Annotated in this window: 20 protein-coding genes, 4 tRNA genes and 1 rRNA gene; all 25 read right to left on the reverse strand. The window is 56.4% G+C overall.

Features of this window, described 5'->3' with window-relative positions; genetic code table 11:
• Nucleotides 1-10 precede the first annotated feature (10 nt).
• The gene (gene rplW, locus ACIGHL_RS16595) at nucleotides 11-310 is read right to left on the reverse strand and encodes a 50S ribosomal protein L23 (RefSeq protein ID WP_021209378.1); all 300 of its coding nucleotides are present in this window, start codon (nucleotides 308-310) and stop codon (nucleotides 11-13) included.
• Nucleotides 307-909, reverse strand: a complete 603-nt coding sequence (gene rplD, locus ACIGHL_RS16600) for a 50S ribosomal protein L4 (RefSeq protein ID WP_046164399.1) — start codon at nucleotides 907-909, stop codon at nucleotides 307-309. The genes rplW and rplD overlap by 4 nt, the downstream gene beginning before the upstream one ends.
• A 12-nt stretch (nucleotides 910-921) precedes the next feature.
• Nucleotides 922-1,557 carry a 50S ribosomal protein L3 gene (gene rplC / locus ACIGHL_RS16605; RefSeq protein WP_045430590.1) on the reverse strand — a complete coding sequence of 212 codons (636 nt, stop codon included), beginning with the start codon at nucleotides 1,555-1,557 and terminating at the stop codon, nucleotides 922-924.
• Nucleotides 1,558-1,638: 81 nt separating this feature from the next.
• Nucleotides 1,639-1,950, reverse strand: a complete 312-nt coding sequence (rpsJ, locus tag ACIGHL_RS16610) for a 30S ribosomal protein S10 (RefSeq protein ID WP_003186070.1) — start codon at nucleotides 1,948-1,950, stop codon at nucleotides 1,639-1,641.
• 148 nt (nucleotides 1,951-2,098) lie between these two features.
• Nucleotides 2,099-3,292 (reverse strand): elongation factor Tu, encoded by a 1,194-nt coding sequence (tuf, locus tag ACIGHL_RS16615; RefSeq protein WP_025240334.1) that lies wholly within the window; start codon nucleotides 3,290-3,292, stop codon nucleotides 2,099-2,101.
• Nucleotides 3,293-3,322: 30 nt separating this feature from the next.
• Nucleotides 3,323-5,425: an elongation factor G gene (gene fusA / locus ACIGHL_RS16620; RefSeq protein WP_128122054.1), complete on the reverse strand. Its 2,103-nt coding sequence runs from the start codon at nucleotides 5,423-5,425 to the stop codon at nucleotides 3,323-3,325.
• A gap of 30 nt (nucleotides 5,426-5,455) precedes the next feature.
• Nucleotides 5,456-5,926 (reverse strand): 30S ribosomal protein S7, encoded by a 471-nt coding sequence (gene rpsG / locus ACIGHL_RS16625; protein WP_045430600.1) that lies wholly within the window; start codon nucleotides 5,924-5,926, stop codon nucleotides 5,456-5,458.
• A 97-nt stretch (nucleotides 5,927-6,023) separates the two neighbouring features.
• Nucleotides 6,024-6,395: a 30S ribosomal protein S12 gene (gene rpsL / locus ACIGHL_RS16630; RefSeq protein ID WP_003291416.1), complete on the reverse strand. Its 372-nt coding sequence runs from the start codon at nucleotides 6,393-6,395 to the stop codon at nucleotides 6,024-6,026.
• Between the two features lie 140 nt (nucleotides 6,396-6,535).
• Entirely contained in the window at nucleotides 6,536-10,735 is a 4,200-nt protein-coding gene (gene rpoC / locus ACIGHL_RS16635; protein ID WP_216706984.1) for a DNA-directed RNA polymerase subunit beta', read from the reverse strand.
• A gap of 65 nt (nucleotides 10,736-10,800) precedes the next feature.
• The gene (gene rpoB / locus ACIGHL_RS16640) at nucleotides 10,801-14,871 is read right to left on the reverse strand and encodes a DNA-directed RNA polymerase subunit beta (RefSeq protein ID WP_128122055.1); all 4,071 of its coding nucleotides are present in this window, start codon (nucleotides 14,869-14,871) and stop codon (nucleotides 10,801-10,803) included.
• A 220-nt stretch (nucleotides 14,872-15,091) separates the two neighbouring features.
• Nucleotides 15,092-15,460, reverse strand: coding sequence for a 50S ribosomal protein L7/L12 (gene rplL, locus ACIGHL_RS16645; RefSeq protein WP_128122056.1), 369 nt, complete (start codon nucleotides 15,458-15,460; stop codon nucleotides 15,092-15,094).
• A 79-nt stretch (nucleotides 15,461-15,539) separates the two neighbouring features.
• Nucleotides 15,540-16,040: a 50S ribosomal protein L10 gene (gene rplJ / locus ACIGHL_RS16650; protein ID WP_128122057.1), complete on the reverse strand. Its 501-nt coding sequence runs from the start codon at nucleotides 16,038-16,040 to the stop codon at nucleotides 15,540-15,542.
• Nucleotides 16,041-16,249: 209 nt separating this feature from the next.
• Nucleotides 16,250-16,945: a 50S ribosomal protein L1 gene (gene rplA / locus ACIGHL_RS16655; protein WP_128122058.1), complete on the reverse strand. Its 696-nt coding sequence runs from the start codon at nucleotides 16,943-16,945 to the stop codon at nucleotides 16,250-16,252.
• The gene (gene rplK, locus ACIGHL_RS16660; RefSeq protein ID WP_019342057.1) at nucleotides 16,945-17,376 is read right to left on the reverse strand and encodes a 50S ribosomal protein L11; all 432 of its coding nucleotides are present in this window, start codon (nucleotides 17,374-17,376) and stop codon (nucleotides 16,945-16,947) included. Before rplK ends, rplA begins: the two co-directional genes overlap by 1 nt.
• 111 nt (nucleotides 17,377-17,487) lie before the next feature.
• On the reverse strand, nucleotides 17,488-18,021 hold the full coding sequence (gene nusG / locus ACIGHL_RS16665) for a transcription termination/antitermination protein NusG (RefSeq protein WP_019342058.1): 534 nt from the start codon (nucleotides 18,019-18,021) through the stop codon (nucleotides 17,488-17,490).
• 9 nt (nucleotides 18,022-18,030) lie between these two features.
• Nucleotides 18,031-18,399: a preprotein translocase subunit SecE gene (secE, locus tag ACIGHL_RS16670; protein WP_128122059.1), complete on the reverse strand. Its 369-nt coding sequence runs from the start codon at nucleotides 18,397-18,399 to the stop codon at nucleotides 18,031-18,033.
• 42 nt (nucleotides 18,400-18,441) lie between these two features.
• Nucleotides 18,442-18,517, reverse strand: a tRNA-Trp gene (locus tag ACIGHL_RS16675).
• Between the two features lie 52 nt (nucleotides 18,518-18,569).
• Entirely contained in the window at nucleotides 18,570-19,763 is a 1,194-nt protein-coding gene (gene tuf, locus ACIGHL_RS16680; protein WP_025240334.1) for an elongation factor Tu, read from the reverse strand.
• A gap of 83 nt (nucleotides 19,764-19,846) precedes the next feature.
• A tRNA-Thr gene (locus tag ACIGHL_RS16685) sits at nucleotides 19,847-19,922 on the reverse strand.
• Between the two features lie 26 nt (nucleotides 19,923-19,948).
• Nucleotides 19,949-20,022: transfer RNA gene (locus ACIGHL_RS16690), tRNA-Gly, on the reverse strand.
• A gap of 25 nt (nucleotides 20,023-20,047) precedes the next feature.
• Nucleotides 20,048-20,132 (reverse strand) — tRNA-Tyr (locus ACIGHL_RS16695).
• Between the two features lie 139 nt (nucleotides 20,133-20,271).
• Nucleotides 20,272-20,934 carry an SPOR domain-containing protein gene (locus ACIGHL_RS16700; RefSeq protein ID WP_128122064.1) on the reverse strand — a complete coding sequence of 221 codons (663 nt, stop codon included), beginning with the start codon at nucleotides 20,932-20,934 and terminating at the stop codon, nucleotides 20,272-20,274.
• 10 nt (nucleotides 20,935-20,944) lie between these two features.
• Nucleotides 20,945-21,685 carry a type III pantothenate kinase gene (locus tag ACIGHL_RS16705; RefSeq protein ID WP_128122065.1) on the reverse strand — a complete coding sequence of 247 codons (741 nt, stop codon included), beginning with the start codon at nucleotides 21,683-21,685 and terminating at the stop codon, nucleotides 20,945-20,947.
• Nucleotides 21,675-22,640 (reverse strand): bifunctional biotin--[acetyl-CoA-carboxylase] ligase/biotin operon repressor BirA, encoded by a 966-nt coding sequence (birA, locus tag ACIGHL_RS16710; RefSeq protein ID WP_128122066.1) that lies wholly within the window; start codon nucleotides 22,638-22,640, stop codon nucleotides 21,675-21,677. Before birA ends, ACIGHL_RS16705 begins: the two co-directional genes overlap by 11 nt.
• Before the next feature lie 114 nt (nucleotides 22,641-22,754).
• Nucleotides 22,755-22,843 (reverse strand): 5S ribosomal RNA (gene rrf, locus ACIGHL_RS16715); the annotation flags it as partial.

The raw sequence follows: 22,843 nt of genomic DNA on the forward strand, positions 1-22,843 counted from the left end.
CACCCCTTCCTTACTCAGCGTTGCCGGAGAAATCGAGATCCTGGCCTGGCTGAAGGGCGATATACGCCTTCTTCCAGTCGTTACGCTTGCCCAGGCCGCGAGCGGTGCGTTTGGTCTTACCCTGAACATTCAGGGTGCTGACCTTGGCGACCTTCACGTTGAACAGGCTTTCGACGGCCTTCTTGATTTCCAGCTTGGTTGCATCAGTAGCAACCTTGAAAACGAACTGGCTCTTGCTGTCAGCCAGCATGGTTGCCTTCTCGGAGACGTGCGGACCAAGCAGGACTTTGAATACGCGTTCCTGGTTCATCCCAGCAGCTCCTCGAATTTCTTCACAGCCGACACGGTGATCAACACCTTGTCATAGGCGATCAGGCTGACGGGATCGGAACCCTGAACGTCACGAACATCGACGTGCGGCAGGTTGCGGGCCGCCAGATACAGGTTCTGATCGACAGCATCGGAAACGATCAGTACGTCACTCAGACCCATGCCAGTCAGCTTATTAGCAAGCAGCTTGGTCTTGGGACTGTCGACGGCGAAATCTTCAACAACAACCAAACGCTCGGAACGAACCAATTCGGAAAGAATGGAACGCAACGCTGCGCGGTACATCTTCTTGTTGAGCTTCTGCTCATGGTTCTGCGGACGAGCAGCGAAAGTTACGCCACCGCCACGCCAGATCGGACCACGCGAGGTACCAGCACGCGCGCGGCCAGTGCCCTTCTGGCGCCAGGGGCGCTTACCGCCACCGGAGACGTCGGAGCGAGTCTTCTGCTGCTTGCTACCCTGACGACCGCCAGCCATGTAGGCGACGACTGCCTGGTGCACCAGCGTCTCGTTGAACTCACCACCAAAGGTTTGCTCGGAGACTTCGATGGCTTGTGCGCCATTAACATTCAATTGCATGTGAACTCCCCCTTACCCGCGAGCCTTGGCAGCCGGACGCACGACAACGTCACCACCAGTGGCGCCGGGCACTGCACCCTTGACCAACAGGAGATTACGCTCGGCATCGACACGCACGATTTCCAGGGACTGCACGGTTACGCGCTCGGCGCCCATGTGCCCGGACATCTTCTTGCCCTTGAAAACACGGCCTGGTGTCTGGCATTGGCCAATCGAACCCGGGACGCGGTGGGATACGGAGTTACCGTGAGTATTGTCCTGACCACGGAAATTCCAGCGCTTAATGGTACCGGCAAAGCCTTTACCCTTGGACTGACCGGTGACATCCACCATCTGCCCAGCCTGAAAAATCTCAGCCTTGATCTGGTCACCAACCTGGAATTCCTCGCCATCGAGACGGAACTCCCAGACACCACGACCAGCAGCTACATTCGCCTTAGCGAAATGACCAGCCTGAGCCTTGGTGACACGGGACGCACGACGCTCGCCGACAGTGACCTGCACAGCGCGATAGCCATCGCTTTCTTCATTCTTGAACTGAGTGACACGATTCGGCTCGATCTCAATGACCGTAACCGGAATAGAGACACCATCTTCGGTGAAAACGCGGGTCATTCCGCATTTACGACCGACTACACCAATAGTCATGTTGTAACCTCTTGAGTGTACGGGGCTTTCACCCGCTATGGCCGCCCATTTCAGAGCGTTACACGACTAAAACTCCAGGTTTTAGCCGAGGCTGATCTGCACTTCCACGCCAGCCGCAAGATCAAGCTTCATCAGCGCATCGACAGTCTTGTCGGTCGGCTGGACGATATCCAGCACACGCTTATGAGTACGGATCTCATACTGGTCGCGCGCATCTTTGTTGACGTGCGGAGAAACCAGAACAGTGAACCGCTCTTTGCGGGTCGGCAGTGGAATCGGACCACGCACCTGAGCACCAGTACGTTTCGCGGTTTCCACGATTTCCTGGGTTGATTGATCGATCAGGCGATGGTCAAAAGCCTTCAACCGAATACGGATTTGTTGGTTTTGCATTTTGACCTCAGACTCCAATTAGCCATCCCTACCAAACGCAATACGCCCGGTAAAAGGAGGCGCAATTGTACGGATGCGTCCAGAGGGTGTCAATAAATGATCAGCAATAGAAAAAGGGCCCCGAAGGGCCCTTTTCGACACCGAACGATTATTCGATGATCTTGGCAACCACGCCGGCACCAACGGTACGGCCACCTTCGCGAATCGCGAAACGCAGACCGTCTTCCATGGCGATCGGAGCGATCAAGGTAACAACCATCTTGATGTTGTCGCCCGGCATCACCATCTCAACGCCTTCGGGCAGCTCGCAGTTACCGGTCACATCAGTCGTACGGAAGTAGAACTGCGGACGGTAGCCTTTGAAGAACGGAGTATGACGACCGCCTTCTTCCTTGCTCAGTACGTAGACTTCGCCTTCGAACTTGGTGTGCGGCTTGATGGTGCCCGGCTTGGCCAGAACCTGACCACGCTCAACGTCATCACGCTTGGTGCCGCGCAGCAGGACGCCGACGTTCTCACCCGCACGACCTTCGTCGAGCAGCTTACGGAACATTTCGACGCCGGTGCAGGTAGTCTTGGTCGTGGCACGAATACCAACGATCTCGATCTCTTCCTGAACCTTGACGATGCCGCGCTCAACACGACCAGTCACAACAGTGCCGCGACCAGAGATCGAGAACACATCCTCGATCGGCATCAGGAACGGCTTGTCGATTGCACGCTCAGGCTCTGGGATGTAGCTGTCCAGAGTCTCGACCAGCTTACGCACGGCCGATACGCCCATCTCGTTGTCGTCCTGGCCGTTCAGAGCCATCAATGCAGAGCCGATGATGATCGGAGTGTCGTCGCCCGGGAAGTCGTAAGTCGACAGCAGGTCACGCACTTCCATCTCAACCAGCTCAAGCAGCTCAGCGTCGTCAACCATGTCAGCCTTGTTCAGGAAGACAACGATATAAGGAACGCCAACCTGACGGGACAGCAGGATGTGCTCACGAGTCTGCGGCATCGGGCCGTCAGCAGCGGAGCAAACCAGGATCGCGCCGTCCATCTGCGCAGCACCGGTGATCATGTTCTTCACATAGTCAGCGTGACCAGGGCAGTCAACGTGAGCGTAGTGACGGATCGAGGAATCATATTCAACGTGGGAGGTGTTGATGGTGATACCACGAGCCTTCTCTTCCGGCGCGTTGTCGATCTGCGAGAAGTCACGCGCAGAGCCGCCCCAAGTCTCAGCACAGACCTTAGTCAGAGCTGCGGTGAGCGTGGTCTTGCCATGGTCGACGTGACCAATGGTACCGACGTTCAGGTGCGGTTTGTTACGTTCGAATTTTTCTTTAGCCACGACAGTAAACCTCTTACTTAAAGGGCTGAATCAACCTTGTTTTTTAACGATAGCTTCGACGATGTTCGACGGAGCCTCGGAGTATTTTGAGAATTCCATGGAGTAGCTGGCGCGACCCTGAGACATGGAGCGGACATCGGTTGCATAACCGAACATCTCACCCAACGGAACCTCGGCACGAATAACCTTACCGGAGACCGTATCTTCCATACCCTGGATCAGACCGCGACGACGATTCAGGTCGCCCATCACGTCACCCATGTAGTCCTCGGGCGTCACAACCTCGACTTTCATGATCGGCTCAAGCACTACAGCGCCACCCTTCTGGGACAGCTGCTTGGTCGCCATGGAAGCCGCAACCTTGAACGCCATCTCGTTGGAGTCGACGTCATGGTAGGAACCATCGAACACTGTCGCCTTCAGGCCGATCAGCGGATAGCCGGCGACTACGCCGTTCTTCATCTGCTCTTCGATGCCTTTCTGAATGGCGGGGATGTATTCCTTCGGAATCACACCACCAACCACCTCGTTAACGAACTGCAGACCCTCTTGCCCCTCATCTGCAGGCGCAAAACGCACCCAGCAATGACCGAACTGACCGCGACCGCCGGACTGACGAACGAACTTGCCCTCGATCTCACAGGACTTAGTGATTTTCTCACGATAAGACACCTGAGGCTTACCGATGTTGGCTTCGACATTGAACTCGCGACGCATACGGTCGACGAGAATATCGAGGTGCAACTCACCCATACCCGAGATAATGGTCTGACCAGTCTCTTCGTCGGTCTTGACGCGGAATGAAGGGTCTTCCTGAGCAAGTTTGCCCAGCGCGATACCCATCTTTTCCTGGTCATCCTTGGTCTTAGGCTCAACCGCAACCGAAATCACCGGCTCCGGGAAATCCATACGGACCAGGATGATCGGCTTGTCCAGAGCACAAAGCGTGTCACCAGTCGTGACGTCCTTCATACCGATCAGGGCAGCGATGTCGCCTGCACGAACCTCCTTGATTTCTTCACGGCTGTTCGCGTGCATCTGCACCATACGACCGACACGCTCTTTCTTGCCCTTTACCGAGTTCAGAACGCCGTCACCGGAATTCAGGACACCGGAATAGACACGAGCAAAGGTCAGCGTACCGACAAAGGGGTCCGTCGCAATCTTGAACGCAAGCGCAGAAAACGGCTCGCTATCATCTGCGTGGCGCTCCATCTCGATGGTTTCATCGTCGATATCGGTGCCCTTGATCGCCGGAATATCGGCTGGCGCTGGCAGATAATCGATAACAGCATCGAGAACCAGGGGCACGCCCTTGTTCTTGAAGGAAGAACCACAAACAGCCAACACGATCTCACCAGCGATAGTGCGCTGACGCAGAGCCGCCTTGATCTCCTCAGTAGTGAGCTCTTCACCTTCGAGGTACTTGTTCATCAGCTCTTCGGTTGCCTCGGCTGCCGCCTCGACCATGTTGCTGCGCCACTCTTCAGCCAGATCCTGAAGCTCGGCAGGGATCTCTTCCTCGCGGAAGGTCATACCCTTGTCGTCATCGTTCCAGTAGATGGCTTTCATCTTGACCAGATCAATCTGGCCCTGGAAGTTATCTTCAGCACCAATAGCAAGCTGGATAGGCACAGGCGTGTGCCCCAGGCGCTGCTTGATCTGCGCAACCACACGCAGGAAGTTAGCACCAGCGCGGTCCATCTTGTTGACATAGACCAGACGCGGGACACCGTATTTGTTGGCCTGACGCCATACGGTTTCCGATTGCGGCTCAACACCCGAAGTACCGCAGAACACTACGACCGCACCATCGAGTACGCGCAGCGAGCGCTCCACTTCAATGGTGAAGTCAACGTGACCGGGGGTATCGATGATATTGAAACGATGCCTATCGAACTGCTTCTCGGAACCAGCCCAGAAAGCGGTGGTGGCAGCGGAGGTAATGGTAATACCACGCTCCTGCTCCTGCACCATCCAATCCATGGTCGCGGCGCCGTCGTGCACCTCGCCCATTTTATGGTTTACGCCGGTGTAAAAGAGGACGCGCTCGGTGGTGGTGGTTTTACCAGCATCCACGTGAGCAACGATACCAATGTTACGGTAGCGGTTAATCGGGGTAGTACGAGCCATAAAGCCCTCGCAAGTTGATGACGCTGAAAATTAGAAGCGGTAGTGCGAGAAGGCCTTGTTGGCTTCAGCCATACGGTGCACGTCTTCACGCTTCTTCACAGCAGCGCCTTTACCTTCAAATGCATCCGACAGCTCACCCGCCAAGCGCAGAGCCATGGATTTCTCACCACGCTTACGCGCAGCATCTACCAACCAACGCATGGCCAGCGCGTTACGACGGGACGGACGAACTTCGACCGGAACCTGGTAAGTCGCACCACCTACGCGGCGGGACTTCACTTCGACCAGCGGAGCGATGGCGTCGAGTGCTTTCTCGAAGATTTCCAGGGGATCGCTGTTCTTGCGTTCCTTGACCTTTTCCAAGGCCCCATAAACGATACGTTCGGCGACGGCTTTCTTGCCGCTTTCCATCACGTGGTTCATGAACTTGGCGAGGATCAGACTTCCGTATTTCGGATCGTCAAGGATCTCGCGCTTGGCTGCTACACGACGTCTTGGCATTGATAAGCCCTCAAACGGTCTTCAGGTTAGCCCGGGACTATAACGATGAGGTTACGCCCGACCTTACTCTTATCGACTCAGATAAATATAAATACGATTACTTCGGACGCTTGGCGCCGTACTTCGAACGACCCTGCTTACGATCCTTGACACCCGAGGTATCCAGCGAACCGCGCACGGTGTGATAACGCACGCCCGGAAGGTCTTTTACACGACCACCACGGATCAGCACGACACTGTGCTCTTGCAGGTTGTGGCCTTCACCGCCGATATAAGAGGCGACTTCAAAACCATTGGTCAGGCGAACACGGCATACCTTACGCAGTGCAGAGTTCGGTTTCTTTGGCGTGGTGGTGTACACACGAGTGCACACGCCACGGCGTTGCGGGCAGTTCTGCAGCGCAGGGACGTCGCTTTTCTCGACGACGCGCTTGCGCGGCTGGCGTACCAGCTGGTTGATCGTTGCCATCTACTAGCTCCACTGTTGTCTTTCGACACAAACGAAAAATGGCAGGGCGCAAAGCCCCGCCAAATTAGGGGTACAAGAGTCTAAAGAGCTTCCTGCCCACCGTCAAGGCGCGCCCCGACTTACGCCGGGGCAGACACCAATCAGTTACCGCTCGAATTGAGCGCCTCGGTCAGCGCCGCTTCGACTTCATCGGCGCTCACACGAACCGGCTTTTCAGCTTCACGCTTGCGCTTGCGCTCACTGTGATACTGAAGTCCGGTACCGGCCGGGATCAGTCGACCCACGACCACGTTTTCTTTCAGGCCGCGCAGATAATCGCGCTTGCCCGTCACTGCGGCCTCGGTGAGGACGCGAGTGGTCTCCTGGAAGGACGCCGCCGAGATGAACGACTCAGTAGACAGCGAGGCCTTGGTGATACCCAGCAGCACGCGGATGTACTTTGATCCGAACTTGTCGTCCGCAGAGAGACGCTCGTTCTCCTCAAGAACATGAGTGAGCTCCATCTGGTCGCCCTTGATGAAACTCGAATCGCCGGATTCCGCCACTTCAACCTTGCGCAGCATCTGACGCAGAATCGTCTCGATGTGCTTGTCGTTGATCTTCACACCCTGCAGACGATAAACGTCCTGAATCTCGTTGACGATGTACTTGGCCAGCGCACTCACGCCCAGCAGACGCAGGATGTCGTGCGGGTTGCTCGGACCGTCCGAGATAACCTCACCCTTGTTCACCTGCTCGCCTTCGAACACGTTGAGGTGACGCCACTTCGGAATCAGCTCCTCGTACGGGTCGGTACCATCGGTCGGAGTGATCACCAAGCGACGCTTGCCCTTGGTTTCCTTGCCGAAGGAGATTGTGCCGCTGATTTCAGCCAGGATCGAAGGCTCTTTCGGACGACGCGCCTCGAAGAGGTCGGCGACGCGTGGTAGACCACCAGTAATGTCACGGGTTTTCGAGGTTTCCTGCGGGATACGTGCGATAACGTCACCCACATTGATCTCGGCACCGTCAGCCACACCTACCAGGGCGTTAGCTGGCAGGAAATACTGAGCCGGTACGTCGGTACCCGGCAGCAGCAACTCCTTGCCATTCGAGTCGACCATCTTGATCGCCGGACGAATATCCTTGCCCGATGCCGGACGGTCCTTCGGATCCATCACCTCGATGTTGGTCAGACCGGTGAGTTCATCGGTCTGGCGCTTGATGGTGATGTTCTCTTCCATACCGACGAAGGTCACGACACCCTTCATCTCGGTGACGATCGGGTGGGTGTGCGGGTCCCACTTGGCAACCACAGCGCCGGCGTCGACTTTGTCGCCTTCCTTGATCGAGATAACTGCACCGTAAGGCAGCTTGTAACGCTCGCGCTCACGACCGAAGTCGTCGGCAACCGCCAGCTCACCGGAACGGGACACCGCAACCAGCGCGCCGTCAGCACGCTCTACATGCTTGAGGTTATGCAGGCGGATGGTGCCGCCATTCTTGACCATGACGTTGTCGACCGCAGAAGTCCGGCTAGCCGCACCACCGATGTGGAACGTACGCATCGTCAGCTGAGTACCGGGCTCACCAATCGATTGCGCAGCAATAACGCCCACTGCCTCACCGATGTTGACCTGGTGCCCGCGAGCGAGATCGCGACCGTAGCACTTCGCACAAATGCCATAGCGCGTTTCACAGCTAATCGGCGAGCGAACCACGACTTCGTCAATGCTGTTGAGCTCGATGAAGTCGACCCACTGCTCGTCAACCAATGTCCCGGCCGGAACCAATATCTCTTCGCTGCCCGGCTTGAGTACATCACGCGCAATGACACGGCCCAGCACGCGCTCGCCTAGCGGCTCGACCACGTCGCCGCCCTCGATGTGCGGAGTCATGAACAGACCCTGCTCAGTACCGCAGTCGACCTCGGTAACCACCAGATCCTGTGCCACGTCAACAAGACGACGGGTCAGGTAACCGGAGTTCGCGGTTTTCAAAGCGGTATCCGCCAGACCCTTACGAGCACCGTGGGTAGAGATGAAGTACTGCAGTACGTTCAAACCTTCACGGAAGTTCGCGGTGATCGGCGTCTCGATGATCGAGCCGTCCGGCTTGGCCATCAGGCCACGCATACCTGCGAGCTGGCGAATCTGGGCGGCAGAACCACGCGCACCGGAGTCGGCCATCATGTACATCGAGTTGAACGAATCCTGCTCGGCCTCGTTGCCGTCGCGGTCGATGACCTTCTCTTTCGAGAGGTTGGCCATCATCGCCTTGGAGACTTCGTCGTTGGCCTTGGACCAGAGGTCGATCACCTTGTTGTACTTCTCGCCCTGAGTTACCAGGCCAGAGGCGTACTGCGACTCGATTTCCTTCACTTCCTCGGTCGCGGCGTCGATGATGCGCGCCTTCTCATCCGGGATGACGAAATCGTTCACACCGATCGACACGCCCGAAATGGTCGAGTATGCGAAACCGGTGTACATCAGCTGGTCGGCAAAGATGACGGTATCTTTCAAGCCGACCGTGCGGTAGCACAGGTTGATCAGCTTGGAGATCGCCTTCTTCTTCATCGGCTGATTGACCACATCGAACGGCAGACCTGCTGGAACCACCTGGAACAGCAGCGCGCGGCCGACAGTGGTGTCGACGATACGAGTGTTCTTGGTGATGCTACCGTCGCGATCCTTGATGGTCTCGTTGATACGCACCTTGACGCGGGCGTGCAGTGACGCTTCGCCGCCGCGGAATACGCGGTCGACTTCCTGCAGGTCAGCGAATACGCGACCTTCGCCCTTGGCATTGATGGCTTCGCGGGTCATGTAGTACAGACCCAGGACCACGTCCTGCGATGGCACGATGATCGGCTCGCCGTTGGCGGGCGAGAGAATGTTGTTGGTCGACATCATCAGCGCGCGCGCTTCGAGCTGCGCTTCCAGCGTCAGCGGCACGTGCACGGCCATTTGGTCGCCGTCGAAGTCAGCGTTGTACGCGGCACAGACCAGCGGGTGCAGCTGGATCGCCTTGCCTTCAATCAGGACCGGCTCGAACGCCTGGATGCCCAGACGGTGCAACGTCGGTGCACGGTTGAGCAACACGGGATGTTCGCGGATGACTTCAGCCAGGACGTCCCAGACTTCAGGCAGTTCGCGCTCGACCATTTTCTTGGCGGCCTTGATGGTGGTCGCCATGCCACGCATTTCCAGCTTGCCGAAAATGAACGGTTTGAACAGCTCGAGGGCCATCTTCTTCGGCAGACCGCACTGGTGCAGTCGCAGGGTCGGACCGACGGTGATAACCGAACGACCGGAATAGTCCACACGCTTTCCGAGCAGGTTCTGACGGAAACGCCCCTGCTTACCCTTGATCATGTCAGCCAGGGACTTCAGCGGACGCTTGTTCGAGCCAGTGATGGCGCGACCGCGGCGACCGTTGTCGAGCAGCGCGTCGACGGCTTCCTGCAGCATACGCTTTTCGTTGCGCACGATGATATCCGGCGCCGACAGGTCGAGTAGGCGCTTCAGACGGTTGTTGCGGTTGATCACGCGACGATAGAGATCGTTGAGATCCGAAGTCGCGAAACGGCCACCGTCCAGCGGGACCAGCGGACGCAGGTCGGGCGGCAGAACAGGCAGAACGGTCAAGACCATCCACTCCGGCAGGTTACCCGAACCGAAGAAGGCTTCCATCAGCTTCAGACGCTTGGACAGCTTCTTGATCTTGGTCTCGGAGTTGGTTTGCGGAATCTCTTCGCGCAGGCGGCCAATCTCGTGCTCCAGGTCGATTTCGTGCAGCAGCTCGCGCACGGCCTCGGCACCCATGCGGGCGTCGAAGTCGTCACCAAACTCTTCCAGTGCCTCGAAGTACTGCTCGTCATTGAGCAGCTGTCCCTTCTCGAGCGTGGTCATACCCGGATCGATCACGACATAGCTCTCGAAATAGAGCACGCGCTCGATGTCACGCAGGGTCATGTCCAGCAGCAAGCCGATACGGCTCGGCAGCGACTTCAGAAACCAGATGTGGGCGACCGGCGAGGCCAGCTCGATGTGCGCCATGCGCTCACGACGCACTTTGGCCAGCGCAACTTCAACGCCGCACTTCTCACAGATCACGCCACGGTGTTTGAGGCGCTTGTACTTACCACACAGGCATTCATAATCTTTGACCGGGCCAAAGATCTTGGCGCAGAACAGGCCGTCGCGCTCGGGCTTGAACGTCCGGTAGTTGATGGTCTCTGGCTTCTTGACTTCACCAAAGGACCAGGAACGGATCATCTCGGGCGAAGCCAATGCAATCTTGATGGCATCGAACTCTTCGATTTGACCCTGGTTTTTCAACAGATTCAGCAAGTCTTTCAAGGCCTTTCCTCCTCACGGACCTGCGACGACCGGCTGATGCCGGAGGTCGCATAGGCGGTGCGTGGTTATTCGGTTTCCAGATCGATGTCGATACCGAGCGAGCGGATCTCTTTGATCAACACGTTGAAGGATTCCGGCATACCGGGCTCCATACGGTGATCGCCGTCCACGATGTTCTTGTACATCTTGGTCCGCCCGTTCACGTCGTCCGACTTGACCGTGAGCATTTCCTGCAGGGTGTAGGCGGCACCATAGGCTTCCAGTGCCCAGACCTCCATCTCCCCGAAACGCTGGCCACCGAACTGTGCCTTACCACCCAGCGGCTGCTGGGTAACCAGGCTGTAGGAACCGGTGGAACGCGCGTGCATCTTGTCGTCGACCAGGTGGTTCAGCTTGAGCATGTACATGTAGCCAACCGTGGTGGTGCGCTCGAACTTGTTACCGGTACGACCATCGAACAGCTGCATTTGCCCGCTCTCTGGCAGATCCGCCAGCTTCAGCATGGCCTTGATCTCGCGCTCTTTGGCACCGTCGAAGACCGGCGTCGCCATTGGCACGCCACCGCGCAGGTTCTTCGCCAGATCGAGGATTTCTTGGTCGCTGAAGCTTTCCAGGTTTTCCTGACGACCACCGATCTCGTTATAGATTTCGGTGAGGAACTTACGTAGCTCAGCGACCTTACGCTGCTCTTCCAGCATGCGGTTGATTTTCTCACCCAGCCCCTTGGCTGCTAGGCCCAGGTGGGTTTCGAGAATCTGACCGACGTTCATACGAGATGGTACGCCCAGCGGGTTCAATACAATGTCGACCGGCGTGCCATGCACGTCGTGCGGCATGTCTTCGACCGGCATGATGACCGAGACGACACCCTTGTTACCGTGACGACCTGCCATCTTGTCGCCCGGCTGGATACGACGCTTGATTGCCAGGTAGACCTTAACGATCTTCAGAACGCCAGGCGCCAAGTCATCGCCCTGCTGCAGCTTGCGCTTCTTGTCTTCGAACTTGTCGTCGAGCAGCTGACGGCGGTCGGAAATGTAGGCCTGGGCCTTTTCCAGCTGCTCGTTCAGTGCATCTTCGGCCATGCGCAACTTGAACCACTGTCCGTGCTCGAGACCATCGAGCATCTCGTCAGTGATGACGGCGCCTTTCTTCAGCCCGGCCCCACCCTCGACAGTCGCGGCAACAAGAGCGGAGCGCAGACGTTCAAAAGTTGCACCCTCGACGATACGGAACTCTTCGTTCAGATCCTTACGAATCTCGTCCAGCTGCATCTTCTCGATGGCCAGCGCACGGGAGTCACGCTCGACACCATCACGGATAAAGACCTGAACGTCGATGACGGTACCCTTGGTGCCAGTCGGCACACGTAGGGAGGTGTCCTTCACGTCGGACGCCTTCTCACCGAAGATCGCACGCAGCAGCTTCTCTTCCGGCGTCAGCTGGGTTTCACCTTTAGGCGTGACCTTGCCGACCAGGATGTCACCTGCACCCACCTCAGCACCCACGTAAACGATGCCCGCCTCGTCCAGCTTGTTCAGCGCCGCTTCACCCACGTTCGGGATGTCAGCGGTGATTTCCTCTGGGCCAAGCTTGGTATCGCGGGATACGCAGGTCAGTTCCTGGATATGGATGGTGGTGAAACGGTCTTCTTGGACCACACGCTCCGACAGGAGGATGGAGTCTTCGAAGTTGTAGCCGTTCCACGGCATGAACGCGACGCGCATGTTCTGCCCGAGCGCCAGTTCACCCATGTCGGTGGACGGGCCGTCGGCCATGATGTCGCCACGCTCGACCACATCACCCTTGCTCACCAGCGGACGCTGGTTGATACAGGTGTTCTGGTTGGAACGGGTGTACTTGGTCAGGTTGTAGATGTCGACGCCCGCTTCACCGGTTTCGACTTCTGCGTCATGCACACGCACAACCACACGACTGGCGTCGACTGAGTCGATCACGCCGCCACGACGGGCAACCACGCAAACACCGGAGTCGCGCGCTACGTTGCGCTCCATCCCGGTGCCAACCAGAGGCTTGTCCGACCGCAGCGTCGGTACGGCCTGACGCTGCATGTTCGAACCCATCAATGCACGGTTGGCGTCGTCGTGCTCGAGGAACGGGATCAGCGAGGCAGCAACGGAGACAACCTGCTTCGGCGAAACGTCCATCAGGGTTACGTCTTCCGGCGCCTTGACCGTGAACTCGTTCTGATGACGAACAGCAACCAGCTCGTCGACCAGCTTGCGCCCTTCCAGCTTGGCGCTGGCCTGTGCAATGACGTGATCAGCTTCTTCGATCGCCGAGAGGAATACGATCTCGTCGGTGACTTCGCCTTCCTTGACCACACGGTACGGGCTTTCCAGGAAACCGTACTGGTTGGTACGGGCATAGGCAGCCAGCGAGTTGATCAGACCGATGTTCGGACCTTCTGGCGTTTCAATCGGACAGACACGACCATAATGGGTCGGGTGTACGTCACGCACTTCGAAGCCTGCACGCTCACGCGTCAGACCGCCCGGGCCGAGCGCCGAAACACGACGCTTGTGGGTGATCTCCGACAGCGGATTGTTCTGGTCCATGAACTGCGACAGCTGGCTGGAACCGAAGAACTCCTTGACCGCCGCGGCAACCGGCTTGGCGTTGATCAGGTCCTGCGGCATCAGCCCTTCGCTTTCTGCCATCGACAAACGTTCTTTGACCGCACGCTCAACACGCACCAGACCTACACGGAACTGGTTCTCGGCCATTTCACCCACGCAGCGTACGCGACGGTTGCCCAGGTGGTCGATATCGTCGACGACGCCTTTGCCGTTACGGATGTCGACCAGGGTCTTCAGCACCGCAACGATGTCCTCGCGGCTCAACACCCCGGAACCCTCGATCTCGGTCCGACCGATACGGCGGTTGAACTTCATCCGACCTACGGCCGACAGGTCGTAGCGCTCCGACGCGAAAAACAGATTGTTGAACAGCGTCTCGGCAGCGTCCTTGGTTGGCGGCTCGCCAGGTCGCATCATGCGGTAGATCTCAACCAGCGCTTCGAGCTGATTGGTAGTCGAGTCGATCTTCAGCGTGTCGGAAATGAACGGGCCGCAATCGATGTCGTTGGTGTACAACGTCTCGAAGCGAACCACCTGCGCCTTGACCAACTTGGCCAATACTTCGACGGTCAGCTCGGTGTTGCACTCGGCAATGATCTCCCCAGTCGCCGGGTGCACGATGGCCTTTGCCGTGGTGCGGCCCAGGACGTAGTCCATCGGCATATCGAGCGCTTTGATGCCGGACTTGTCGAGCTGATTGATATGGCGCGCGGTAATCCGGCGACCTTGCTCGACGATGACCTTGCCGTTCTCGTCGGTGATATCGAACGAGGCGATCTCGCCGCGCAGCCGCTGCGGAACCAGCTCCAGACTCAGCGCTTCGCCCTTAACGTGGAACACGTTGGTGTCGTAGAACGCATCAAGGATTTCTTCGGTGCCGTAATTCAGCGCGCGCAGAAGCACCGACGCCGGCAGCTTGCGGCGACGGTCGATACGCACGAAGACGGCATCTTTCGGATCGAACTCGAAGTCCAGCCAAGAGCCACGGTACGGAATGATACGAGCGGAATACAGCAGCTTGCCCGAACTGTGGGTCTTGCCCCGATCGTGATCGAAGAAAACGCCAGGCGAGCGGTGCAGCTGAGACACGATGACGCGCTCAGTACCGTTGATGATGAAGGTACCGTTCTCGGTCATCAGGGGGATTTCCCCCATGTAGACTTCCTGCTCCTTGATGTCCTTGATCGCCTTGCTCGACGATTCCTTATCAAAAATGATCAGGCGGACTTTTACCCGCAGCGGCACGGCGAAGGTCACGCCGCGCAACACGCATTCCTTAACGTCGAAAGCCGGGTCGCCCAGGCGATAGCCGACATACTCCAGCGCCGCATTGCCGGAATAGCTGATTATCGGAAAAACGGATTTGAAGGCTGCATGCAAGCCAATATCGCGGAATTGATCCTTGGTCGCTCCCGCCTGCAGGAATTCGCGGTACGAATCCAGCTGGATGGCCAAAAGATACGGCACGTCCATCACGTGCGGTAACTTGCTAAAGTCCTTGCGGATTCGTTTTTTCTCAGTGTATGAGTAAGCCATCAGCGTTCCCCAGCTTGGTCACCTGCTTGTTTGGCTTCTCCCGACGGGAGCAGCCAGAAAATCTTGCGAATCCTGTGATTCGCACCGCCCACCGGAGCGGTTGTTTCCATTCGAACTGCCAGATGATCAACAGGCAGCTACAACGGAAAAAGGCCGGTGGCAAAAGCCACCAGCCACCAGCCTTACGCGAGTCGCTTCGGCTGTAGACGCAAGGTCGCGCTTACTTGAGCTCGACTTTGGCGCCTGCTTCTTCCAGGGCTTTCTTGGCAGCTTCGGCTTCGTCCTTGGACACGCCTTCCTTGACCACGCCAGGAGCGCCGTCGACGACTGCCTTGGCTTCTTTCAGACCCAGACCGGTCAGTTCACGAACTGCCTTGATCACGTTCACCTTCTTCTCGCCAGCTTCCAACAGCATGACGTTGAATTCGGTCTGCTCTTCAACCACAGCAGCAGCGGCGGCCGGGCCGGCAGCAGAAGCAGCAGCGGCAGTAACGCCAAACTTCTCTTCCATTGCCTTGATCAGTTCAACAACCTGCATCACGGACATTTCGGAAACGGCGTTGATGATGTCTTCGTTGCTCAGAGCCATGACTCTAAATTCCTGTATAGATGACGGCCTGCGGCCATCTGATTCAAAAATAAAATCGAAAGATGCTTCGTGCGTGCCGTTAGGCCGCTGCAGCTTCTTTCTGGTCGCGAACGGCCGCCAGAGTACGAGCCAGCTTGCTGGTAGCGCCTTGAATCACGCTCATCAGCTGCGAAATTGCCTCGTCATAGGTCGGCAGGGTTGCCAAAGCGTCGATCTGGTTGGCTGCAATGAACTGACCCTCAAATGCAGCAGCCTTGATCTCGAACTTGTCCTGACCCTTCGCGAATTCCTTGAAGATACGAGCAGCAGCGCCCGGGTGTTCGTTGGAAAAAGCGATAAGGGTAGGGCCTTTGAACACGTCGTTGAGCACATCATACTGAGTGCCTTCAACAGCGCGGCGCAGCAGGGTATTACGTACTACACGCACGTATACGCCAGCTTCGCGGGCCTCTCTCCGCAGTCCGGTCATGGCTCCCACAGTCACGCCACGGGCATCAGCCACGACAGCGGACAGGGCAGCTTTGGCAGCCTCGTTGACTTCAGCGACGATGGCCTTCTTGTCTTCGAGTTTGATTGCCACGGGTTTTTACTCCTGCTTGTTACCGGTTCGTCCAGTCGAAACCGGACGGGTTTTGGTGTCTGATTCGGTACGAATCGGGAGCACCTCTGCGTAGGCCTGTAAAAGCTAACCTTCTACGGTTTAAGACTCACGTCGCCTACGGTCTTGGATAGCCCCCGCCAGGCAGGGACCCCAATGTGTCGCACCCTGCCAAGCAGGGCGCTGAATGTTTACGCCTCGAGCGACGCCTGATCGATGACCAAGCCAGGGCCCATGGTGGTGCTCAGGGTTACGCGCTTGACATAAATGCCTTTGGAAGTGGACGGCTTCAAACGCTTGAGGTCCGACAGCAGCGCTTCGACGTTCTGCTTCAGCTGACCAGCCTCGAAACCAACCTTACCGACTGAAGTATGAATGATACCGTTCTTGTCGGTACGGAAGCGCACCTGACCTGCCTTGGCGTTTTTGACGGCAGTCGCAACGTCCGGCGTCACAGTACCGACCTTCGGGTTAGGCATCAGACCGCGCGGACCAAGAATCTGGCCCAGCTGACCAACAACACGCATTGCATCCGGAGAAGCAATAACGACGTCGTAGCTCAGATCCCCACCCTTCATTTCAGCAGCTAAATCGTCCATGCCGACGCGATCCGCACCCGCAGCAAGTGCCGCTTCGGCCGCCGGGCCCTGAGTGAACACCGCCACCCGAACGCTTTTACCAGTACCATTGGGCAGAACAGTAGCACCACGCACAACTTGATCAGATTTACGCGGATCAACGCCAAGGTTAATGGCGATATCGAAGGACTCAGTGAACTTCACCGCCGACAGCTGAGCCAACAGCGTCGCGGCATCTTCGAACGAATACTGCTTGCCAGTTTCGATTTTTTCAGCGAAAGCCTTCTGGCGCTTGGTCAACTTAGCCATTACACACCCTCCACGTTCAGGCCCATGCTACGAGCGGAGCCGGCGATAGTACGCACGGCCGCATCGAGATCAGCGGCGGTAAGATCAGCATTCTTCGTCTTGGCGATCTCTTCCAGCTGCGCACGGGTAACAGTGCCGACCTTCTGGGTGTTAGGACGAGCAGAACCACTAGTAATGCCAGCGGCTTTCTTCAACAGAACGGCAGCAGGCGTACTTTTGGTCTCGAAAGTGAAACTGCGGTCGCTATAGACGGTGATGATTACCGGCGTTGGCAGACCTGGCTCCTGACCTTGCGTACGAGCGTTGAACGCCTTGCAGAACTCCATGATGTTCACACCATGCTGCCCTAGCGCCGGGCCGACTGGCGGCGACGGATTGGCCTGGCCGGCCTTTACCTGAAGCTTGATATAAGCTTGAATCTTCTTAGCCATAAGTACTCCATTCTGGGTATTAGCGCCTTGCGGCTCCCCTGTTCACTTGAATATCCCAGTGACGACAAAACCCCGCAGCCATCAGCTGCGGGGTGTGGGATGCTTTTTCAGCTAGACCTTTTCGACCTGACTGAACTCCAACTCTACCGGCGTTGATCGACCAAAAATCAATACCGCGACCTGGATGCGACTCTTTTCGTAATTAACTTCTTCAACCACGCCATTGAAATCAGCAAACGGGCCGTCAGCCACACGCACGACTTCACCCGGCTCGAACAATGTTTTGGGCTTAGGCTTATCACTACCGTCAGCAACGCGACGCAGAATGGCTTCAGCCTCTTTATCCGTGATCGGCGCAGGCTTATCAGCGGTACCACCAATGAAACCCATCACGCGAGGCGTATCCTTAACCAGGTGCCAAGCGCCTTCGGCCATATCCATCTGAACAAGAACGTAACCCGGGAAAAATTTGCGCTCACTTTTGCGCTTCTGCCCGTTACGCATCTCAACCACTTCTTCAGTGGGAACTAGAATCTCGCCGAAATGATCTTCCATGCCGGCAAGCTTGATGCGCTCAATCAATGAACGCATGACATGCTTCTCGTAACCCGAGTAAGCATGAACGACATACCAACGCTTAGCCACGGGACACCCTTAACCTACAATCATGGAAACCAGCCAACCGAGCAGAGAATCAAGACCCCACAACAGCAGCGCCATAACCAGCACGACCGCGACGACAATAAGCGTGGTCTGAGTGGTCTCTTGACGGGTCGGCCAAACGACTTTACGAATCTCGACGCGCGCCTCTTTCAGTAGAACGAAAAAGGAACGACCTTTAGACGTCTGTAGCGCAACAAACGCTGCAACCACAGCAAATACGAGCAGCGCAAGAACCCTGTACAGAATAGGCTCGGCAGCGTAATACTGATTACCCACCACAGCCACAACAACCAAAGCAGCCACAACAAGCCACTTCACCAGATCGAAGCGCGAGTCTTTGGCTTCTGCTTTGACATTCATCTGCTAGAACCCTGTAAATACTGCCAAATTCGATATTGAATTTGGCAGGCCAGGAGGGAATCGAACCCCCAACCTGCGGTTTTGGAGACCGCCGCTCTGCCAATTGAGCTACTGGCCTAACAAGAGTCAGGCCGACTATTATGCCGGCCCGAATGAATCAGATCAATCGATTATTCGATGATCTTGGCAACCACGCCGGCACCAACGGTACGGCCACCTTCGCGAATCGCGAAACGCAGACCGTCTTCCATGGCGATCGGAGCGATCAAGGTAACAACCATCTTGATGTTGTCGCCCGGCATCACCATCTCAACGCCTTCGGGCAGCTCGCAGTTACCGGTCACGTCAGTCGTACGGAAGTAGAACTGCGGACGGTAGCCTTTGAAGAACGGAGTGTGACGACCGCCTTCTTCTTTGCTCAGTACGTAGACTTCGCCTTCGAACTTGGTGTGCGGCTTGATGGTGCCCGGCTTAGCCAGAACCTGACCACGCTCAACGTCATCACGCTTGGTGCCGCGCAGCAGGACGCCGACGTTCTCACCCGCACGACCTTCGTCGAGCAGCTTACGGAACATTTCGACGCCGGTGCAGGTAGTCTTGGTCGTGGCACGAATACCAACGATCTCGATCTCTTCCTGCACCTTAACGATGCCGCGCTCAACACGACCAGTCACAACAGTACCGCGACCAGAGATCGAGAACACGTCCTCAATCGGCATCAGGAACGGCTTGTCGATTGCACGCTCAGGCTCTGGAATGTAGCTGTCCAGAGTCTCGACCAGCTTACGCACGGCCGATACGCCCATCTCGTTGTCGTCCTGGCCGTTCAGGGCCATCAATGCAGAGCCAATGATGATCGGAGTGTCGTCGCCCGGGAAGTCGTAAGTCGACAGCAGGTCACGCACTTCCATCTCAACCAGCTCAAGCAGCTCAGCATCGTCAACCATGTCAGCCTTGTTCAGGAAGACAACGATATAAGGAACGCCAACCTGACGGGACAGCAGGATGTGCTCACGAGTCTGCGGCATCGGGCCGTCAGCAGCGGAGCAAACCAGGATCGCGCCGTCCATCTGCGCAGCACCGGTGATCATGTTCTTCACATAGTCAGCGTGACCAGGGCAGTCAACGTGAGCGTAGTGACGGATCGAGGAATCATATTCAACGTGGGAGGTGTTGATGGTGATACCACGAGCCTTCTCTTCCGGCGCATTGTCGATCTGCGAGAAGTCACGCGCAGAGCCGCCCCAAGTCTCAGCACAGACCTTAGTCAGAGCTGCGGTGAGCGTGGTCTTCCCATGGTCGACGTGACCAATGGTACCGACGTTCAGGTGCGGTTTGTTACGTTCGAATTTTTCTTTAGCCATCGAGACCGTCTCCCATCGTTGAATTGAGCTAGTCACGCCACCATTAAAACAAAGGCAGATATTTACATATCTGCCTTTGAGATTGGAGCTCATGAGCGGATTTGAACCGCTGACCTCACCCTTACCAAGGGTGTGCTCTACCAGCTGAGCTACATGAGCGTATCGTATTTGCGTGAGCAAAAACCTGGAGCGGGTAGCGGGAATCGAACCCGCATCATCAGCTTGGAAGGCTGAGGTTCTACCACTAAACTATACCCGCGGTAGCCTAGGCCGACGCTATAAACTGGTGGAGGGGGAAGGATTCGAACCTTCGAAGTCGATGACGTCAGATTTACAGTCTGATCCCTTTGGCCGCTCGGGAACCCCTCCAAAACGAGGCGGCATTTTCAATGCCATCCTCCTAGCTGTCAAGCAATTTCTCATTAAAATCCTGAGGTTAGCTTTCGTGACAGCTCTCCTCAAACAACCCAAAGGGCTGCGCGACGGAGCGGGCGCCATTCTATGAAAACTATTCTACGTTTGCAATGCTTGAACACGGCATTTGTTGATGCCCCAGCTTGGGGAAATCTCTTATGAGCTCGCCAAGCAATGAGTCGGTCAGGAGGCGCTGCTGAATGCCCCTCACCTGAATCCAGTAGCTACGGTGTGTTCTCGGCAACTCGCGTATGGACGCCATATAATTAATAGCTTGTAATCGACTTACAACGCTTTCAGCGGAGTCCTTACGAGAGAATATCCCTAGTGATATTCCATTAGACAGATCGCCGACGGTAATTATGTAACTGTCAATATTGCGAGATTGGAGCTCTTTCAGCTGCCGTAGCGATGCTTGCCGCGAAACCAGCGGTGGCAGATATACCCAATAGTCAGTGCCAGCAGCCTCATCGATAGGCTTGACGCTGGCATCAATATCAAGACTTAGCAAACGCTGCTCAACGTCTAGCGCAACCGATTCTTGGTCGAAACCACCCAAATATACGCAAACACTCCCCTCGTGGCCTGAAGGACCACGAGGCTCCAATGGCTTGGTTTCGCTAAGCAACTGGATATCGGCCTCCTCGGAAGCGGAAGGCGTCACGAGCTCACCCGCCACCTTAGGAGGCTGCTTGTTGATGTGATGGAGGTAAAATAAAAGATTTAGCACTACCAGCAGCATTAAAAGCCAGCGCATGGATACCTCGTTAGGGGCAGGCTATCGCCAGCCCCCTGAAAACCAAATCAGGAACGCATCTAACCCTAGGGATATCTGCAACCAGTGCTGCATCTCCACCGGTAACATAGATGGTGAAGTTTTTACCCAGATGATCTTCAGCGATGCCAATCTGGCTTGTAACGTAGCTTCGCAGCATGATTAAACAACCTCGCTCGACACCCTCGGCGGTGTCTCTGCCAGGTGTGATATCACTCAACGCAACCGAGGATAGCGCAGGGTCGTATTGGATGCGCCGAGTGTGAGCAAGCAGCTGCCCACGCAGAAGCGCTAAACCTGGCGCTATATAACCACCCAAGTGCGCGCCGTTACAATCGACTAAATCTATAGTGACCGCAGTGCCGAGGTCGATAATCAAACACGGTCCTTTGCACATTTCATAAGCGGCGATGATAGCTAACCACCGATCCAAACCTAGTCGGTCCTGTTCCTTATAGCCATTAACAACGCCGGCGACGCGCTTGGCTGGAATCACCTTAAGCACCTCCACCCCCAGCTCACCAGACAGCACGTCTGTTAATGCGCTGGTTTCCACATCGTCTCTGACGCTCACCATGCGGCAACGGGTAATTGTGCTGATATCTGCATTGTGCAAGTCTTGAAGCAGGTCCACCGCCAGCGCTGCGATACCCCCCACTACCAACGCGCCATCAGCATCGGAAACAACCCGCCACTTGATGAAACTATTACCGCAATCGAGCTCAAGAATCATCGTCTAGCCTCAAGCTTAATTCTCCACCACTGAAACACCGCTCACCCTGCCCTTCGATCCAAAGGCGTAGCGCACCCTGCTCGTCTAGCCCTTTCATCAATCCTTTAACCTGTTGGGTGCCGGTGCTTAACGTACAGCGTCGCCCGCGCCAGATATTGTGTGCCTCCCACTCGTCTCGTAATGAGGAAAATCCCTCACGGGCATGCCTTTCCAAATAGTGAGATAAGGCCTCACTGACAAAGCGCACTAGATCATCCCGGCTCGCCAGCATTCCGGTCTGCTCACGCACCGACGTCCAGGCCTGACCGATGCCCTGGGTGCTCGGCGCCATATTCACGTTGACTCCAATCCCGATAATCACATGACATACGTCCGCCGGATCGCCATTGAGCTCTAATAGAATGCCCGCTATTTTTCTGCCGCCTGCATATACATCGTTGGGCCACTTTAGCCCCGCACTTTCGATACCGGCCCGATGAAGCGCACGGAGAACAGCCAGCCCAACGACTAAACTCAACCCAGACAGTCCCTGGAGGCCATTCGAAACCTTCAGCACCAAGGTGTAATATATATTTTGTGCCGGCGGGCTCGTCCACACACGCCCTCTACGGCCCCTCCCATGAGTTTGACCCTCAGCCAATACCACGAATGGCGCAGCTACGCCCGACTGTAGCAACCTCAACGCCTCTGCATTAGTGGAGTCGGTTGACTCTCGAAGATAGAGCTGCCAGCCCAGCGGAGCCAACACAGCGGCGTTGTCCTCATAATTCAGTAGCGAAAGTGGCTCTGCCAAGCGATACCCTTTCCCTGGCACTTTGAATAGTTCGATACCGCATTCATCCTCAAGTCCCTGTAGGTATTTCCACACAGCACTCCGACTTACACCGAGAGCCCTTCCCAACTCTTCGCCAGAATGAAAACGACCGTCACCGAGCAACCGTAGCAAGCTATTCATAACCCCTCCAGGCTTCGGCCAGACATAATCGATGCTGTTGAACACATTCGAGTTTTCCATCCCCCAAAGACAAACCCCCGATCCTCTTACGAGGATCGGGGGTTTGGGGTAGAAGCTTGACGATGACCTACTCTCACATGGGGAAACCCCACACTACCATCGGCGATGCGTCGTTTCACTACTGAGTTCGGGATGGGATCAGG

The organism is Pseudomonas sp. NPDC077451 (genome assembly GCF_044543345.1).
Taxonomy (GTDB): domain Bacteria; phylum Pseudomonadota; class Gammaproteobacteria; order Pseudomonadales; family Pseudomonadaceae; genus Stutzerimonas.

What these genes read in the sequence shown, in the direction of transcription:
- rplW (WP_021209378.1), bottom strand. Translation starts at nt 310, where the DNA reads ATGAACCAGGAACGCGTATTCAAAGTCCTGCTTGGTCCGCACGTCTCC.
- rplD (WP_046164399.1), bottom strand. Translation starts at nt 909, where the DNA reads ATGCAATTGAATGTTAATGGCGCACAAGCCATCGAAGTCTCCGAGCAA.
- rplC (WP_045430590.1), bottom strand. Translation starts at nt 1,557, where the DNA reads ATGACTATTGGTGTAGTCGGTCGTAAATGCGGAATGACCCGCGTTTTC.
- rpsJ (WP_003186070.1), bottom strand. Translation starts at nt 1,950, where the DNA reads ATGCAAAACCAACAAATCCGTATTCGGTTGAAGGCTTTTGACCATCGC.
- fusA (WP_128122054.1), bottom strand. Translation starts at nt 5,425, where the DNA reads ATGGCTCGTACTACCCCGATTAACCGCTACCGTAACATTGGTATCGTT.
- rpsG (WP_045430600.1), bottom strand. Translation starts at nt 5,926, where the DNA reads ATGCCAAGACGTCGTGTAGCAGCCAAGCGCGAGATCCTTGACGATCCG.
- rpsL (WP_003291416.1), bottom strand. Translation starts at nt 6,395, where the DNA reads ATGGCAACGATCAACCAGCTGGTACGCCAGCCGCGCAAGCGCGTCGTC.
- rpoB (WP_128122055.1), bottom strand. Translation starts at nt 14,871, where the DNA reads ATGGCTTACTCATACACTGAGAAAAAACGAATCCGCAAGGACTTTAGC.
- rplL (WP_128122056.1), bottom strand. Translation starts at nt 15,460, where the DNA reads ATGGCTCTGAGCAACGAAGACATCATCAACGCCGTTTCCGAAATGTCC.
- rplA (WP_128122058.1), bottom strand. Translation starts at nt 16,945, where the DNA reads ATGGCTAAGTTGACCAAGCGCCAGAAGGCTTTCGCTGAAAAAATCGAA.
- rplK (WP_019342057.1), bottom strand. Translation starts at nt 17,376, where the DNA reads ATGGCTAAGAAGATTCAAGCTTATATCAAGCTTCAGGTAAAGGCCGGC.
- secE (WP_128122059.1), bottom strand. Translation starts at nt 18,399, where the DNA reads ATGAATGTCAAAGCAGAAGCCAAAGACTCGCGCTTCGATCTGGTGAAG.
- tuf (WP_025240334.1), bottom strand. Translation starts at nt 19,763, where the DNA reads ATGGCTAAAGAAAAATTCGAACGTAACAAACCGCACCTGAACGTCGGT.
- ACIGHL_RS16700 (WP_128122064.1), bottom strand. Translation starts at nt 20,934, where the DNA reads ATGCGCTGGCTTTTAATGCTGCTGGTAGTGCTAAATCTTTTATTTTAC.
- ACIGHL_RS16705 (WP_128122065.1), bottom strand. Translation starts at nt 21,685, where the DNA reads ATGATTCTTGAGCTCGATTGCGGTAATAGTTTCATCAAGTGGCGGGTT.
- birA (WP_128122066.1), bottom strand. Translation starts at nt 22,640, where the DNA reads ATGAATAGCTTGCTACGGTTGCTCGGTGACGGTCGTTTTCATTCTGGC.